This window comes from Desulfatitalea alkaliphila (genome assembly GCF_022968795.1).
Taxonomy (GTDB): Bacteria; Desulfobacterota; Desulfobacteria; order Desulfobacterales; family Desulfosarcinaceae; genus Desulfatitalea; species Desulfatitalea alkaliphila.
Genome location: NZ_JALJRB010000005.1, coordinates 28,932 through 45,463 on the forward strand (window position 1 = coordinate 28,932; position 16,532 = coordinate 45,463).

General features: G+C 57.1%; 11 protein-coding genes. 5 read left to right on the top strand and 6 right to left on the bottom strand.

Annotation, left to right across the window (positions count from 1 at the left end; all coding sequences use genetic code 11):
• The first annotated feature begins 295 nt into the window (after positions 1-295).
• The 4 genes from MRX98_RS06170 to MRX98_RS06185 all read left to right on the top strand — a co-directional run bounded on the left by MRX98_RS06170 (position 296) and on the right by MRX98_RS06185 (position 7,790).
• The gene (locus MRX98_RS06170; RefSeq protein ID WP_246903981.1) at positions 296-2,380 is read left to right on the top strand and encodes a serine protein kinase PrkA; all 2,085 of its coding nucleotides are present in this window, start codon (positions 296-298) and stop codon (positions 2,378-2,380) included.
• A 111-nt stretch (positions 2,381-2,491) separates the two neighbouring features.
• Entirely contained in the window at positions 2,492-3,733 is a 1,242-nt protein-coding gene (locus MRX98_RS06175; protein ID WP_246903983.1) for a DUF444 family protein, read from the top strand.
• Positions 3,734-3,783: 50 nt separating this feature from the next.
• The gene (locus MRX98_RS06180) at positions 3,784-5,445 is read left to right on the top strand and encodes a SpoVR family protein (RefSeq protein ID WP_246903985.1); all 1,662 of its coding nucleotides are present in this window, start codon (positions 3,784-3,786) and stop codon (positions 5,443-5,445) included.
• 41 nt (positions 5,446-5,486) lie between these two features.
• A complete protein-coding gene (locus MRX98_RS06185) occupies positions 5,487-7,790 on the top strand; it encodes a serine protein kinase PrkA (protein ID WP_246903987.1) in 2,304 nt (767 codons plus the stop codon).
• A 130-nt stretch (positions 7,791-7,920) separates the two neighbouring features.
• Here MRX98_RS06185 and MRX98_RS06190 read toward each other — a convergent pair whose 3' ends face one another.
• From MRX98_RS06190 to MRX98_RS06205, 4 genes are all read right to left on the bottom strand, one after another.
• Complete coding sequence (locus tag MRX98_RS06190) at positions 7,921-8,478, bottom strand: CBS domain-containing protein (RefSeq protein ID WP_246903989.1); 558 nt, start codon at positions 8,476-8,478, stop codon at positions 7,921-7,923.
• A complete protein-coding gene (locus MRX98_RS06195) occupies positions 8,478-8,957 on the bottom strand; it encodes a response regulator (RefSeq protein ID WP_246904298.1) in 480 nt (159 codons plus the stop codon). Before MRX98_RS06195 ends, MRX98_RS06190 begins: the two co-directional genes overlap by 1 nt.
• Positions 8,958-9,089: 132 nt before the next feature.
• Positions 9,090-11,165, bottom strand: a complete 2,076-nt coding sequence (locus tag MRX98_RS06200) for an SLC13 family permease (protein ID WP_246903991.1) — start codon at positions 11,163-11,165, stop codon at positions 9,090-9,092.
• A 73-nt stretch (positions 11,166-11,238) separates the two neighbouring features.
• The gene (locus MRX98_RS06205) at positions 11,239-12,984 is read right to left on the bottom strand and encodes a sensor histidine kinase (protein ID WP_246903993.1); all 1,746 of its coding nucleotides are present in this window, start codon (positions 12,982-12,984) and stop codon (positions 11,239-11,241) included.
• A 357-nt stretch (positions 12,985-13,341) separates the two neighbouring features.
• Between MRX98_RS06205 and MRX98_RS06210 the strand changes: the two genes are divergently transcribed.
• Positions 13,342-13,830: a response regulator gene (locus MRX98_RS06210; protein ID WP_246903995.1), complete on the top strand. Its 489-nt coding sequence runs from the start codon at positions 13,342-13,344 to the stop codon at positions 13,828-13,830.
• 79 nt (positions 13,831-13,909) lie between these two features.
• Here the strand turns inward: MRX98_RS06210 and feoB are convergent, their stop codons facing one another.
• The gene (gene feoB, locus MRX98_RS06215) at positions 13,910-16,093 is read right to left on the bottom strand and encodes a ferrous iron transport protein B (protein WP_246903996.1); all 2,184 of its coding nucleotides are present in this window, start codon (positions 16,091-16,093) and stop codon (positions 13,910-13,912) included.
• Positions 16,094-16,104: 11 nt separating this feature from the next.
• Positions 16,105-16,338 carry a FeoA family protein gene (locus MRX98_RS06220; protein WP_246903998.1) on the bottom strand — a complete coding sequence of 78 codons (234 nt, stop codon included), beginning with the start codon at positions 16,336-16,338 and terminating at the stop codon, positions 16,105-16,107.
• Between the last annotated feature and the right edge of the window lie 194 nt (positions 16,339-16,532).

Consider the following 16,532-nt stretch of genomic DNA (forward strand, 5'->3'; position numbering starts at 1 on the left):
TCAGGGCTATGATGCGCTTCCTTCGTCAGCACATCTTATGGTTCATGGCTTTTTCAGAATTGCCGCCATTTCCATAAGGGGGTTGCGCGTTTAGCGCGAGTCGCTATATTCTGATGGTGTATTCGAAAATGAGCGCAGAATGCACGGAACCGGTGCCGCGCCGATTTTGAAACGTTTCTCGATTTTCCTCCACTGCTCCTCTCTCCCGCCGGCGGCCTCGGCCCACAGCAGCGTTCCATTGCCATGCGCCCATAGCGTGTGAAGCTTGCAACCCAACTCAACCGTGGGGGATCATATGGCCAAGAAATCACCAGCCCGGATCGAAAACCCTTCAACATCCCAACTGCACCGCCATTTGCAAGCGGTCCAGGAGGGAACACGCCGCTTTGAAAACGCCTTTCAGGGCGTGGCCCGCATGATTCTGGAGAACCAGATCGAAAAAGTGGTTGTCAATGGCCGTACCACCTATGATTTCAGTATCTTCCGCAAGGGGAAAAAGCATGTGATCGGCATGTACGATGAGATCAACAGCTTCGTCTCCTACGTCAAGGACGCCGCCGAGGGGGGCTCTTCCAAGGAGATGGCCTTCGTGCTGGTGGGCGAACCGGGCAACGGCAAGACCTTCTTCGTCGATTTTCTCTGCGCCCGGTACCGCGCCTTTCTGGCCAAGCCCGGAAACCGCAAATACACTTTCCGTTTCAAGGGAATGGAACGGCTCGGCCACTACGGCCGGATCAACGTCATCGAGTCCCAAACCTACGAAGACCCCGTGATCCTGGCCATGAACCTGTTCGACGATCCGGAGGAAAACAAGGCCTTTCTGGCGCGGGAAATCGGCTTTGACGACCGCGCCGTCGACACCCTCTATGAAGATTACCGCCCCTTGGGTGCCTGCAGCGGGTACATTTGGAACGACATCAGGTCCCATGCCGACGGCGACTTGAACCGCATGCTGGACTTCGTGGAGATCATCCCGGTGCCGCTGACCGAGAGTCTGGGCACGGTGACCGGCAAGTATCCGGCCAAGGACAAAATCACATCATCGGCCGTGGACCTGCTGGGCGAAGAGTCGATCCAGCGACTGTTGCACATCACCGACACCAACAATCCCTACCGCTTCGACCTGCGCCGAGGCGCCCTGGCGCGGGTGGCCGGCGGCGGCATCCATTTCGCCGACGAAATCTACAAGAACAAAAAGGACCTGGTGCAGGTCTATCTGGGGGTGATCCAGAACCGCAATATCGAGATCGACGGCTACAAGTGGCCCATCGATTCTCTGATCATCGCCACCAGCAACAACTCGGAATTCAACCGTTTCCTGGCCGAAAAAGAGGAGGCGCCCATCGTCGACCGCTGCCGCATCTGTTACGTTTCGCACAACACCAACTACAAGATGCAAAAAGCGCTGACCAGCTACGCCATCGGCAGCGAGGCGCGCACCACCCTGACGCGCGAAGCGCTGCACCAGGACCCCAACCTCAATTACGCCGCCTCCGTGGCCACGGTGCTCAGCCGCCTGCCGCGCTCGGAAAAACTGACCCCCGTGGAAACCATGAAGCTGGCCGCCGGCGAAGTGGCCGGGGAAAAAAGCATCAAGACCCTGGCCGAGGTGATCGACACCCTCAACCAGGAACCGGACATCACCAAGCGGTTCGGCCAGAAGGGACTGGGCCAGCGCAACCTGGGCCGGGCCGTCCAGTTGCTCACCGAAAGCTCCGAGACCAACGAAGGCCAGTGCATGTTCGCATACGACATCTACAGGGCCCTGGAGCGCATCATCCTGGATTACGTCGCCGAGGCCAACGACCGGGCCAAGTATCTCGAGGATCTCAAGATCGCCAAGGGCCTCTACCGCGAACGGATCATGACCGAGATGTTCAACGCCTACATGGACGAACCCCTGGCCATTCGCAAGGATGTGCTCAACTACGTCAACATGATCATCGGCGCCGATGCGGAGAACCTGGGCCCGGACAAGATGTGGAAGTACAAGGATCCGCAAACCGGCGAACTGCGGGCCTTGAAGATCGACGAGCGCTTCATCAAAAGCGTGGAGGAGCGACTGGGCCTCAAGACCGAGGAACAACGGGACACCTTTCGCACCGCCATCCGCAAAATCTACGGCCAGAAGATCTCCGTGGACCCCAACTATGACTTCATGGACAACCTGGAGCTGGTCAAGGCGGTCACCGATGTGCGCCTCAAATCGGACATCGCCGGCGCCGGCAGCCTGATCGGCGCCCTGGCCAACCGCACCAACGAAGAGAACCAGAAGCTTTACGACCGCATGGTGGACACCATGCTCAATAAGTTGGGGTATTGCAGGACTTGTGCGCAGAAGACCATCGAATATTTTTGTACGCAGGAGGATGAGAATTAGGCCCCTTCGGGGCAGTGTTAAGTTTTAAGTTTTAAGTTTTAAGTTGTTGTATTCTATCGATTTGATGGTGGGTGAAAATGGCGGGAGATTTTGGAGGGGAGGTTGTGTGAGATGAACGGCGGTGGGTTTGGGAAGGATTTGTATGCTTTTTTCGATCTGCGGGTGTTGCAGGGGGTGCGGATGGGGTTGCCGGGGTATGCGAATCAGATTCGAACCATCGATGAGCTGTTGGCCAAGGATCGGCAGCGGGAAAAGGATGGGTTCCCGCGCAAGATCCGGGTCGGTCGCATGATCAAGCCCGGGCGCGGGGGCAAGGACAAGGTGGTGGTGGTGCCCACGGCCAGCGAGGAGAAGCTGATCCACGACCCCGACTTCAGCGACCAGGAGGAAGAGCAGGCCGGCGGCGGCGCGGGTGACGGCGAACCGGGCGAAGTGATCGGCGAAGAGCCGGTGCGACAATCGGATCGCGGCAGCGGCGCGGGCCCCGGCCAGGGCGAAGGCGACCAGCACGAACTGGAGTCCTCGGCATACGACCTGGGCCGGATCCTCACCGAGCAGTTCGAGTTGCCCAACCTCAAGGACAAGGGCAAAAAGCGCTCCCTGACTCGCTACACCTACGATCTGACCGATCGCCACCGGGGCTTCGGACAGGTGTTGGACAAAAAAGCCACCCTTCGCAAAATCATCGAAACCAACATTCATCTGGGCAACCTGCCCGATGTGAACGCCATCGATCCGGCCGATTTTCTGATCTCCCCCAAGGATATGGTCTACCGCATCCTGAGCCGCGAGATGGATTACGACGCCCAGGCGATGGTCTTCTTCGTGCGGGACTACTCCGGCTCCATGGCCGGCAAAACCACGGAACTGGTGGTGGCGCAACATGTGTTGATCTATAGTTGGCTGCTCTACCAATACGCCAACCAGGTGGAGACCCGCTTCATCCTGCACGACACCACCGCCAAGGAGGTACCCGACTTCTACACCTACTACAACTCGAAAGTGGCCGGCGGCACCCAGGTGGCAGCGGCCTACAAAATGGTCAACGACATCGTGGAAAAAGAGAGCCTGGCCAAGGATTACAACATCTACGTCTTCCACGGCACCGATGGCGACGACTGGGACACCGAAGGCCGCGAAGCGATCCCTCAGCTCAAAACCATGCTGCGTCACGCCAACCGCGTCGGCATCACCATCGCCCAGCACAGTCCCGGCGGCAACACCGAGGTGGAACGTTACATCCGCAAATCGGGTCTGCTGGAACAATCCCCGGAATTGATCCGGCTGGATGTGGTGGATGACGATGCCGACGAGTCGCGGCTGATCGAGGGCATCAGAAACATGATATCGTGACTATGCTTTGAAGTGCGACCTGCATGCGCCGTGCTCCCGAAGGGGAAATGATGGAACTGATCGACCAACATACGAAGAAGATCATGGAGGGGTGCAAGGAGCGGGCTTGGGACGCGGGTTTGCGTTTCGAGACCGAGACCCTGGAGTATGTGGTGACCAACCGGGATCTGCTGGAACTTTCCCCCAAGGTGATGATCCCCACCCTCTACGACTACTGGGTCCACGATGTGGAGGTGCTCAAGGGCAAGGGCAAATATGAACTCTATCCCGGCAACCCCTACGAAACCGTGATCAACACCCGGCCGGCCATCTCGTTCTACAACGACAACAACCCCGACTGGCTCAATGTGATGATCTTCTATCATGTGCTGGCCCACATCGATTTTTTCCAGAACAACCTCTATTTCCGACACACGCGGGACTACGACTTCACCGGCGAGGCCCTGTCCGACAAACGGGTGATCGCCAAACTGCGTTCGGAGCACGGCCGTTGGGTGGACTACGTCATCGAATTCAGCCGGGGCATCGACAATCTGGTGGGCTTTTTCCGCGAGCTGGACCGCCTTTTTCCGGTGCCCACGGTGCAGCAGCCGCCCCGCTTGGACTACTATTTCGACGTCTTTCTGCAAAGCATCAAGAAGGTCCGCAGCAGCGCGTACATCAAGGAAATCGAGCGTTACAACCAGTGCCTCAGCGACGACAGCGAACTGGGCGAAGCGCATTTTTTCGCCGAGGTGGACCGCCGTCACCCCGAATTCAAAGCCCTTTACGCCAAGCACAAGGAGCAAAAGCGCCGGCCGCCGGTGGACCTAATGCAGTTTCTGCTGGACAACTCGCCCTTTCTCAACCGGGAGGAGAACAAGTGGATGCAAACCGTGGTCGAGATCGTGCGCAAGACCTCTCTGTTTTTCCAGCCCCAGATCCGCACCAAGATCATGAACGAAGGGTGGGCCAGCTACTGGCACGAAGTGCTCTTCTTCAAGGATGATCGGATCAACGGCCACGAGGTGGACTTTGCGCGGGTCAATGCCGGGGTGACGGCCATGCCCCGCGTCGGCCTCAACCCCTACGCACTGGGCATGCGCATGTTCTATTTCATCGAAGAGAGCGCCGAGAAGGGACGCTGGACATGGGACTATCAGCGCCTCGGCGACACCGGCGACCGAAAACGCTTCGATCGCCGGGACGGTCACGGCCGGGACTATATTTTCGCCGTGCGGGAAAACATGGGTGATTTCACTTTCATCAATCAGTTCGTCAACCAGGATTTCATCAATCGCCACAAGCTGTTCGTTGCCGGTCGAAGGCTCAACGAAGCCAAGATGGTGTGGGAATACTATGTCAAAAGCCGCAAGGCCGCAGATTACCGCCGGATGCTGCTCGACAATCTCTATCATCCGCCCGCCATCACCCTGACCACGGACAGCACGGAACAGCACGGCACCCTGCAACTGATCCACCGTTTCGAAGGCAAGCCCCTGCTCAAGGATTTTATCGCCAACACCCTGATGGGCATCGAATTTCTATGGGGCGGTGCCGTCTCCCTGGAAACCCACGAAGTGGTGCCCCGCCCGGTCCGCTCCGACCGACCGCCCCGCAGCGGCACCGCGGTCGCCGCCAAAACCGAACCGGAACCGCCACGATGGCAGAAAGTTATTTATACGATGCGCGACAGGGAGCTGAAACGGGAGATCGTTCAAACCCTCGACTGAAACCACAACCCACATTCATGGAGGGCCCTCGAGGGGGCATCATGATTTACGAACCGAGCAATATCGAAAAGGCGATGCAGCAGATCAACCGGACCAGCGCCGCCATCGACCAGCAGCCACCGGTGCCTTTCGCGAAATTCCTGGAACAGGTGGTCGAACGGCCGGATCGGTTGATCCGCACCGTGTTTCAGTTCTTCCACGATATGGTCAAAGCGTACGTGGGGACCGGCGTGGACGAATACCCCAACGATCCCGAATCGATCAACTATGTGGACTACGATTGCACGCGACTGTTCGTGGAAGGGTCGGACCACCCCTTTTTCGCCGACCGGCTTTTCGCCAACCGGTTGATCAAGCAGGTGGAGAGCATGCGCCAAGGTGCGCAGCAAAACAAGATCTACATCTTCGACGGTCCCCACGGTTGCGGCAAGAGCACTTTCCTCAACAACCTGCTGACCCGATTTGAAGAGTACGCCAACACGGAGGAGGGAGCACGCTATGAAACTGTGTGGCGCGTTGATTCGGAAATGCTGGGCGGCGTCGATGACAGCAACGCCACCCTCACCATTCTGGAGCGGTTGCTGCAGCATCAGCGCGACGCCGAACAAACCCAATATGACCGGATCAAGTCCCGCATTTTGGCATCCGGCCACAATGCCCAACTGGAAATCCCCTGTCCGAGCCATGACAACCCGCTGTTGATCGTCCCCAAGAAACGCCGCCGGGCGTTTCTGGACGAACTGTTCAAGAACGACGCCTTCAAATACACCCTGTTCACCGACAAAGAGTATGAGTGGGTGTTCAGCGAGCAGCCCTGCACCATCTGCAGCTCACTGTTCGACGCCTTGCTCAAGCGCTTGCAAGACCCGCTCAAGGTATACGAAATGGTGTGGGCCCGGCCCTATATCTTCAACCGCCGTCTGGGCGAGGGCATCAGCGTTTTCAACCCAGGCGATCCACCGCTGAAGCAGACCGTATGGACCAACGAGATGCTTCAGAATCGCATCAATCGGCTCTTCGGTGACAGCAACCAAGTGCACTATATCTTCTCGCGCTACGCCAAGACCAACAATGGGCTTTACGCCCTGATGGACATCAAATCCCACAATATCGAGCGGTTGATCGAGTTGCACAACATCATCTCCGAGGGCGTCCACAAGGTGCAGGACATCGAAGAAAATGTCAGCTCTCTTTTCATGGCGCTGATGAATCCCGAGGACAAGAAAAACATTCAGAACATCCAGTCGTTTTCGGACCGCATCGCCTACGTCAACATCTCCTATGTGCTGGATCACAACACCGAAGTGGACATCTACCGCGACATCTTCGGCCGCCACATCGACGCCGCTTTTCTGCCCCGGGTGCTGCACAATTTCGCGCGGGTGATCGTCTCCTCCCGTCTGAGCCTGCGTTCCGAGGCGATGCTGGAGTGGATCGGCGATCCCGACAAGTACCGCCGCTACTGCGACCAGAACCTGCAGTTGTTGAAAATGGAGATCTACACCGGCTACATCCCCACCTGGCTCAGCGAGGAGGACCGCAAACGACTCACCGCCAAACGGCGCCGGCGCATCATCGCCGAATCGGAAAACGAAGGCAAACACGGCATTTCCGGGCGCGATGCGATCAAGATTTTCGGCGAGTTCTACAACACCTTCGCCAAAAGCGACCAATTGATCGACATGGCCACCCTGTGCAAATACTTTCGCTCCAAGAAGGAGCTGCGGGCTTCCATTCCCGACGGCTTTCTGGACTCCCTGCTGCACATGTACGACTATTCGGTCCTGCAGGAGGTCAAGGAGGCCCTGTACTACTATAATGAAGAGCAAATCGCCCTGGAGATCCAGAATTACATCTTCGCGGTCAACTTCGAACCCGGCGCCACGGTCACATCGCCCTACACCGGCGACAAGATCGAAGTCACCGAAGCCTGGTTCAAAGAGTTCGAGAAGCGCATTCTCGGCCCGGGGGCCCTGCCGGTGGAGGGACGCGCCCTGCGCCGCGATGTGCAGAAAGAGTATGCCACCCAGACCCTGACCCAGGAGGTGGCCGGTGCCGACAAAATGCTACGCCGCAGCACCCTTTTCAAAAAGCTCAACGAACGTTACATATACAATATCAAGGAAAAGGTACTGGAACCGTTCCTGGAAAACGAAAACTTCCGGCGGGCGATCAAGGATTACGGTGAACCCGACTTCAAGACCTACGACCGCAAGATCCAGGAAGATGTCACCTACCTGATCGGCAACCTGGTCGGCAAGTACCGCTATACCCACCAAGGCGCCAAGGCGGTGTGCATCTATGTGATCGACAACAACCTGGCGCAGGCTTTCGGGGCGTTGTAATGCTTTTGCCGGAAAATTCAAAAGTGAAGTCCCGGGGGCGATGCATTGGTTGAAACAGGAAAGGGGCGGCCTGTGATGACCGCCCCTCCTTTTCCATATCAACCGAATTGGCCGAAATTCCAACCGACAATCAGATCGCACAAGCGGCCATGATATCACCGACGCGTTGAAAGACATCACTCAGCCGCAGCACGCCGACGATTTCCCGATCCCGCACAACCAACAAAGATTGGTGTTTACCGATGATCAGCTGGTGTATCGCCTCGTTCAACGATGCATCCTGATCCACAATCTCACCCTCGGTCGGTTTGTGCATGATATCCCGAACGCTGATGGCGGCCGATTTCTGACAAATGTCGTCGATGGGCATTTTCCACAGGCCGTGATCGGAAATCATTCGGCGGATATTGTCCGCTTTCAGACCGTACAATCCTTCCAACTCTTGAAGATCCCCCAGCCCGCGGTATTTCGGCTCGAGGGCCTGGAGCGCATTGATCTGGCTCACCTTCCCAACCACCTTGCCGTGTTGGTCCAACACCAACACGGCCCTGTGGCGGTAGCGATCCCTGTCGAATTCTTGTTGGGCCTTTTTCAGAGCAGCCACCGCGTCGGCAAGTGTGGCTCTGTCCGAAACCGTAACATAATCGGCCAAGGGAACCATCATGTCCTTGACGAGAATATTTTCCATTAGGCACCTCCCATATTATTCGATGATAGGGCATCCAACTCTTTCAACTTCTGCAGCACCTCGCGAGCCGATTTCATGGTGGGCGTTTTCAGGATCGATTCCACATCCTGTAAAGCGATCTTGTGCTTGTTCATAACCGTTTTCTTATAGGCTTCCACCAGGACATGAAGCAGGGTCTGCAAGTCACACGGTTTGGCAAGAAAAGTATAGGCCTGATCGTAAACCTTTTCTTTTTCCGGATCAAAGGAGCCGTGCCCCGTGAGGATAACGATTTCCAACCAAGGGTACGCTTTCTTCAATTGGACAAGAACGTCCTTGCCGCTCATCCCCGGCATTTTCAAGTCCAGTATCGCCACGTCGATGGGGTTGTTGCGCGCCACCTCGAGGGCTTTGTCGCCCCTGTTTACGGCGATGACATGGAATTCGCGAATCTGCAGCCTGCGCTTGATGGAGTCAAGCAAGGCCTCTTCATCGTCCACCAACAGTATGTTAATCTTCTCGTGAACCACGGCCGGCTTCCTTGCCTTAGTATCAACGGATCGGGGTTATGGGTCCCGGCGCCAACTGCGGGCACCGGGACCTGTCGAAACGGTCGGCTGCACTGGTACAAGCTAAGCGGGAAAGCTCATCCACTGCCAGTATCCCAGGATCGTCCAGAACCAAAGCACCGCAAAGGAAATCAGCAGCACGACGAACCCGTGAAAAAAGAAATCCTTCATGGTGATCAATTGTTCGCCTGTCTCGTAGTCCTTGGCCAAGGCGAAGATAATGGCGTTGTTGGGAGTGCCGATGATCAGCATATGGGCAAAGGACGAGGCAAATGCGGTGGACAACCCGACCATGATGGGCGATGCCCCGGCAATGGTGGCCATGGGCACGCAGATGGGGCCGATGGCGGCAACCGTTGCGCCGTCGCTCATGAAGTTGGTCAAAATGCCGGTGAACAGGGAGACGGCAATGGCCAGGCCGGACCCGGTGCTGGTCAAAATGTCGGGCAGTACGCGAACGAAGGAGTCGGCGATCCACAGGGCCGCGCCGGTGGCCGCCAAACCGGCGCCCATGGCGCTGGCGGCGGCGTAAAGGGCCACCACATCCCAATGGATGGCGTTGATCTCCTTCCAACGCAGGATGCCCAATATGTTCAGCGCCACCAGGGCCAGGATCACAGGCCCGCCCATGCCGAATCGGGCGGAGAAGGCCGACCACAGGAAAATCAACCCCACCAGCACGGCCGCGGTTTTGTACTCATCGGCGGTCATTTTACCGATCTTCTCGGACTCGCGCCGCACGGCGGCCGAAACGTCGAGCTGGGTGATCTTGCGTTTGTTGCGGCTCCACAGATAGAAATAGAGGCCGATGAGGATGGACGCCACCGGAACGAAGGGCAGGCCGTACATCACCCATTGGCCGAAGGAGAGGCTGATGCCGTAGTCGCCCAGAATGCCGATCATGATGGCGTTGCGCCCGCCGGCCGCCGGTGAACCGGGACCGCCCAGATTACAAGCGTAATTGAGGGTGAGCAGCATCATCACCACCAAAGCCTTGTCCTTGGAAACATTGCCGGCTTTGATGGCGCCCATGTACACCATCATGAAAATCGGTGCGATGAAGGCGATCAGCGCATGCTCCGAAAGAAACGAGGCGGTCACCGCCACCATGGGCGCAAAGATCAGGGACATGCGCACCAGCGAGGTGCTCGGTGACAGCAAAAGAATGCCGATGCGCCGGTCCAGACCGGTCTTGGAGATCGCGCCGGCCATGGCCAGCACCCCGAAGATGAAAAAGACCGCATCCTTGGCGTACGCTTTGGCTACCCCGTCCGGCGGCAACACTCCGAAGAAATACATCAGCACGCCCACCAGGAGCGCGGTGATGCCCACCGGCACCGCCCCGGTTGCCCAGAAAAGGGCCGCCACGAACAGCACCCCGATCATCACGTGGGCCCGCTTCATGGCGGCTTCCGCCCCAAGCAACTGACGGGTCTTTGTGCCGTCGGGGGCTGTGACTGTTTCACGCAGACCTGCTTTTTCGGCATAGTATTGGGCCACCGTTTGCCCAGGTTTCAAACGGCGGTAGTCGGAGTAACCCAGAATCACCTCCTCCTGGGCGCTGCCCTTGGGTGTGGTCAGCAACATTTGCAGCCGCTCGGAGGGTGGCAGGAAATAGAGCAGGGCGAACACCAGGGCGCCAATGAGAATGATGCCGGGCCGGGCATTCTGCTCGCCGATGAACCAGGACTTGAAGCTCTTTTTCTCGATCACCGGCATTTCGTGGCGCAACATGGCATAGGTACGCTCCTGGCGCGCCGCCTCGATCTTTTCCACCAATTCATCCACGGGGGTCGGTTTTTGCATGTACCCGAACACGTCATGCTTACCGGTGACACGGGCCGACTCGATGCTGCCATGGCCCGTCAACATGATGATTTGTACTTCGGGACGGATGGTTTTCAGCTCCCGCAGGGTTTGAATACCATCCATCTTGGGCATTTTCTGATCCAGCACCACCACTTCGGGGTTTTCGTGCCGCACGATCTTAATGGCATCCTCACCATTGTTCACGTCCAGCACCTTATAGCCGCGCACCGAAAGCTGCTTGGCAAGGGCGGTACGAAACTGGTCCTCGTCATCGACAAGCAAAATCGTGGGTTTTTCATCATTGGGCTTCTTGCCGCCGGCATCAACCATCGTTGACTCCTTTCTGTTTCCTGGCCGTTAAACTTATCAAAAAAAGGTGTTGTCTAAACCAACCCATCACAGATCAACTGCTGGTGGGCAATACGACCGTGAAAACGCTGCCGACGCCCGGACGACTTTCGACCTCGATTCTCCCGCCGAACCCCTCAACGATATTCTGACTGATGGACAACCCCAAACCGGTCCCCTTGCCCACTTCCTTGGTGGTGAAAAACGGCATGAACACCTTTTGGACCTGCTCGGCGTCCATGCCGACGCCTGTGTCGGCGACACTGACCCGCACCCAACCGTCTTCCATGCGGGTGCGCAGGGTGATGCTGCCGCCTTCGCCGACGGCATCGCTCGCATTGTTGATCAAATTGAGAAACACTTGTCGCATCAAATCGGGATCGAGCATCAATTCCGGCGTATTGGGGTCGTAATCCCGTTCAACGGTGATATTGGATACGCTGAACTCCTGTTCCTTGACCCCGGTAACCACATCTTCCAGCAATTGACGAATGTCGCACGGTACCAGCTTAGGATCGGTGCGGCGCACAAAGCTCAATATTTTCATTGTGATGCTTTTGGCCCGATACACCGCCTTGTCGATCTCGTCCAATTCCTTGATAATGGTTTCGGGCGTGCATTCCAGACCGAGCCGCTCATCGAGCATATCCCGAATCAGACCCGCCTCGCTGGCGATGATGGCCAGCGGGTTGTTTATCTCGTGGGCCACACCGCCCGCCAATTGCCCCACGGCCACCAGCTTGTGGGTGTGGTACAGCTGGGTCTTCAACTCCGCACGATCATGTTCCACATACTCCGTCCAGCGGATCACCCGGTTCACAATCAGCCAGATGACCACCATCAACATAAAAACCAGGATGGCGCTGCCGGTGACCATGCTGACACGGATTCTTTCCATCTCCCTGAAAGCCACGTCCCGAGGTTGCCACATGACCAGGCACCAAGGCACTTCCTTGAGCCAGGTGTAGGACAAGAGCATGGTTTGCCCATTGAATGCGATCTCGGTCACGTCACTTTGGCGATCCATGGGTGGAATGAACACCGCTTGGCTCAACAATTGGCCGAAATCGGCATCGACCGCCTGATATTGACCGGCGCGGTTGATAAGGAAGCCATCCACCCGTTTGCCATGGCTGGTGGTGGTCAGATAGGCATGGAGATTATCGGGATCCAGGCTTGTGCGGATCACGTAATAGGCACCATCGATCAGCTGCTTGACGCCGATGGTGAAATGGGGCATGCGCCGCAACCCCAGGTACAGGTCGGTGACAATGTAACTCTGGGGATGGGTCGTCAACGCCACATACCAATCTTCCTGACTGTAATCCTTGTTCAGCAAATGGGGATAAGGACCGGAGTAACCGATTTGAATACCGTCGGGATTGATGAAGCCGATATCCACGAAGCCGGCATCGGCCCTCACCAGGTTGGCCAGATAGTAGTCCATTTCATCCTGTATGGGCGTCAGATTGAAGTCTTTGGGATGAAACAGATTGAACACATTGACGATTCGCTTTTGCATGTAAAGCGCGATGGAATTGCGCTGGTTCTCCGTCACGGCCGCCAGATGCAGACTCGCGCTTTCACGTACCGATTCGCTGAATTTGTGATTGAAATAAAGGGTCAGGATGGTGATGGGAATCAGATAGGCCAACAGGATGCCGATGGTCAGGGCGCGCTTTAAACGGCGATAATATTTTTTTCGAACGCTGTCGTCGGCATAGATGTAGCCGCCTTCGGCCATGGATGGCGATGGGCTCGGGTGAGCCCCGGGGGGGCCGGTTTGTTCGGTCTGGGCCATCGTTGTCCTTCCCGTCTAGAGTGCCGACCAGGCACCAGGGCAAAAAGCACTTGTGGTACAGCCTCGCACAACTTGAGGTCCCCGAATACGATCAGAGCGCATCGTGATCGAACGTTACTAATTAAAAGAAGTTGTCGTGGTTGTCAAAACCAATTTGTCTTTCTGTTGACTTATTTGACGCTTGTCTTTTAAATAGCTGTATAGAGACAATGAAAACCGTGATATGGCTACCGGCTGATCGCCGTTAATAAGTGCCGTTCATTATCAAAAGGGAGATCACCGGCGCGCCGTCCACCCGACAAATGGAAATCGTAACGATTCGAATCCGTGACAACCAGCATAAGGAGCCCGTTTCACATGGATGCCAAGATCAATCTGCTTTTTGCCGATGACGAGGAAAAATTCCTGGAAGCGATGACCAAGCGCCTTGAAGCCCGCGATTTCAACGTCATTGCCGTCACCCGGGGAGACGAGGCCCTGAAAGCCGCCCGCAACAATCCCGTGGATATCGCTCTGCTGGATTTACGCATGCCCGGCATGCAGGGCGAAGAAACCCTCAGTGCGCTTAAGAAGGAACACAGCTGGATGGAAATCGTGATTCTGACCGGCCATGGCAACATCGATTCCGCCGTTGAATGCACCAAAATGGGCGCCCACTCCTACCTGCAGAAACCTTGCGACCTGGACCAATTGCTGGATGCCCTCAAGGAAGCCTATAAAAAACGAGTGATGAACAAAACCAAGATTGACGAAGGACGCATGGGCAAGCTGTTGGAAATTTCCCATTCCAAATCGCCGATGGAAATTATGCGGAAACTTAAAGAGATTGATGCCTGGCAAACTTGAACAAGGCGGCCCGACCCCTTCAAATCAGGTTGAATGATATCGGGATTGCCGGCCGCGAGATGCCTTTCCCGGATGGCCGCTAGCCCAACCCAACGATCCTTCCGCCCTGGTAGACGGTGAAAGCCATCAGCCAGGCCATACCGGTGCTGTAGACCACACTGAACAACATCCACCTGACCGAACCGGTCTCCCGACGGATGGCCGCCACGGTGGCCACGCAGGGCAGGTAGAGCAGGACGAACACCATCATGGCCATGGCGGAGAGACCGGTCATGCCCGAGGCACGCAAAGCGTGCTGCAGCGCCTGATCCGTGGACTCGTCGTCGCTGACGGCATAGAGCACCCCCAGCGTGCTGACCACGATCTCCTTGGCCACGAAACCGCTCAACAACGCGATGCCGCCGCGCCAGTCCACGCCGATGGGCGCAAAAAAAGGTGCCATGCCATGCCCGAGGCGGCCCAGCAATGACTGCTCGGCTTGCTCGGCTTGGGTACGCCGATCCAATTCGGACAACGCCGTGTCGCGCTGCGCTTCCAGTTCGGGCCGCGGGATATCGGCGCCCGCCGCCCGCTCTTCGAACCGGGCCTCGATACGTGCCGCTTCGGCGGCGTGCCGCTCATGGATTTCCGCCGGCCGGGGAAAGCTGGCCAGGGCCCAGACCACCATGGAGCCAATCAGGATGACGCCGCCCATGCGTTTGATGAATATCTTGCTGCGGTCCCACATGTGGATCATGAGGCTCTTGAACATGGGCACGCGATAAGGGGGCAACTCCATGACGAAGGGGGCATCGGCACCGCGAAACAGGGTGGAACGGAACAGGCGGCCGGTGGCGATGGAAAAGACGATGCCGGTCAAATAGATGATGAAAATCACCGTGCCGGCCTTGGCCCCGAAAAAGGCGCCCGCCAATATGATGTAGACCGGCAACTTGGCCGAGCAGGACATGAAGGGGGTGATCAGAATGGTCAGAATGCGGTCGGTCTGGCTCTCTAGAGTGCGCGTGGCCATGATCGCCGGCACGTTGCAGCCGAAACCCATCAGCATGGGGATGAACGATTTGCCGTGCAGCCCCACCAGATGCATGATCTTATCCATCAAAAAGGCGGCCCGGGCCATGTAGCCGGTGTCTTCGAACAGGGCGATACAGAAAAAGAGAATCAGAATGTTGGGCAAGAACACGGCCACCGTGCCCACCCCCTGGATGATGCCGTCCAGCACCAGCTCCTTGAGCAACCCTTCCGGCAGCAGATACCCCATGGCCGATGCCAACAGCCCGAATCCCGCCTCGATCCAGTCCTGGGGATAGGCCCCCAGGGTGAAGGTCAATTGAAACATGGCCCAGATGAAGAAGAAAAAAATGGGCAGACCCACGATACGATTGGTGAGCACCAAATCGATGTTGCGTGAAATATCGATGCGTTGCCGGATGGAAGTGGTCAGCACCTCCTTGACAATGCCGGAGATGAAGCCGTAGCGCTCGTCGGTGGTGATGATTTCGGGCTCGTCGTTGAACCGGTCGGCCAGGTGCTCCCGCTGGCGCCGGGCGGTTTCGAATACCGCCGCCCCCTTCTCACCGGCCACGGCGGCCACCCGCTCCTGCACGATGGTATCGTTTTCGATCAGCTTGATGGCCGTCCAGCGCGGATGGTAGGGCAGGATGCCCCTCAATTGGGCTGCAAGATCCTGCTGCAGGGCCTCGATGGCCTTTTCCACCTCCGGATTGTAGCGCACCTTGCGCTTTTGGGGCACCGGCTTGTTGGAATGGGCCAGATCGACGGCGGCGGCAAGCAGATCGTCGATCCCCTTCTGCCGGTTGCCCACGGTCTGCACCACCGGCACATCCAACAATTCCGACAACTTGGCGACATCGATCTTGGCGCCCCGGGCCGTGGCCACATCCATCATGTTGAGGGCGAACACCACCTTGCAATCCAGCTCCCGCAGCTGGGTGGCCAGATAGAGGCTACGCTCCAGGTTGGAGGCGTCGATGATATCGATCACTACGTCGGGATGATCGTCGAGGATGAAATTGCGAGCGACGATCTCTTCGATGGAAAACGGGGTGAGGCTGTAGGTGCCGGGCAGATCGACGATCTTCAGGGTTTGGCCCCGGTACTCGATCAAGCCCTCCTTTTTTTCCACCGTCACTCCCGGCCAGTTGCCCACCTTTTGGCGGGTGCCGGTGAGGGTGTTGAAGATGGTGGTTTTGCCGGAATTGGGGTTGCCCGCCAGGGCGATGGTCAGAACGCGCTCGGTCATGTGCGGATCTTTCATTGGATGTCGTCCACGATGATCTCGGCGGCCTCCTCCACGCGCAGGGAAACATGCATGCCCCTGACAATCAGCTCGATGGGATCCTTCAGAGGCGCATATTTCTCCACATGGACGCGCACCCCCTTGAGCATCCCCATCTCCAATATCCGGCGCCGCAGCGCACCGCTACCGCCGACGCGTTCGATCACCGCCGAATGGCCCTGTTTAACTTCGCTCAATCTTACGGACATGCCACCACTCCATTCATCGCAGGGTCATGGGCAATGTGAAAGGCCTAGTTAAGGGGGTGAATTTAATCGCCTGATGAAAAAATGTCAAATGTCATAGGACGCAGGCGGCGCGAGCCGCGTAAATGAGCGAATCCAATGTTGTTGCATTGCAAAAATGGATGGACCACTTATTATATGGCAATATCCGAGCGGGC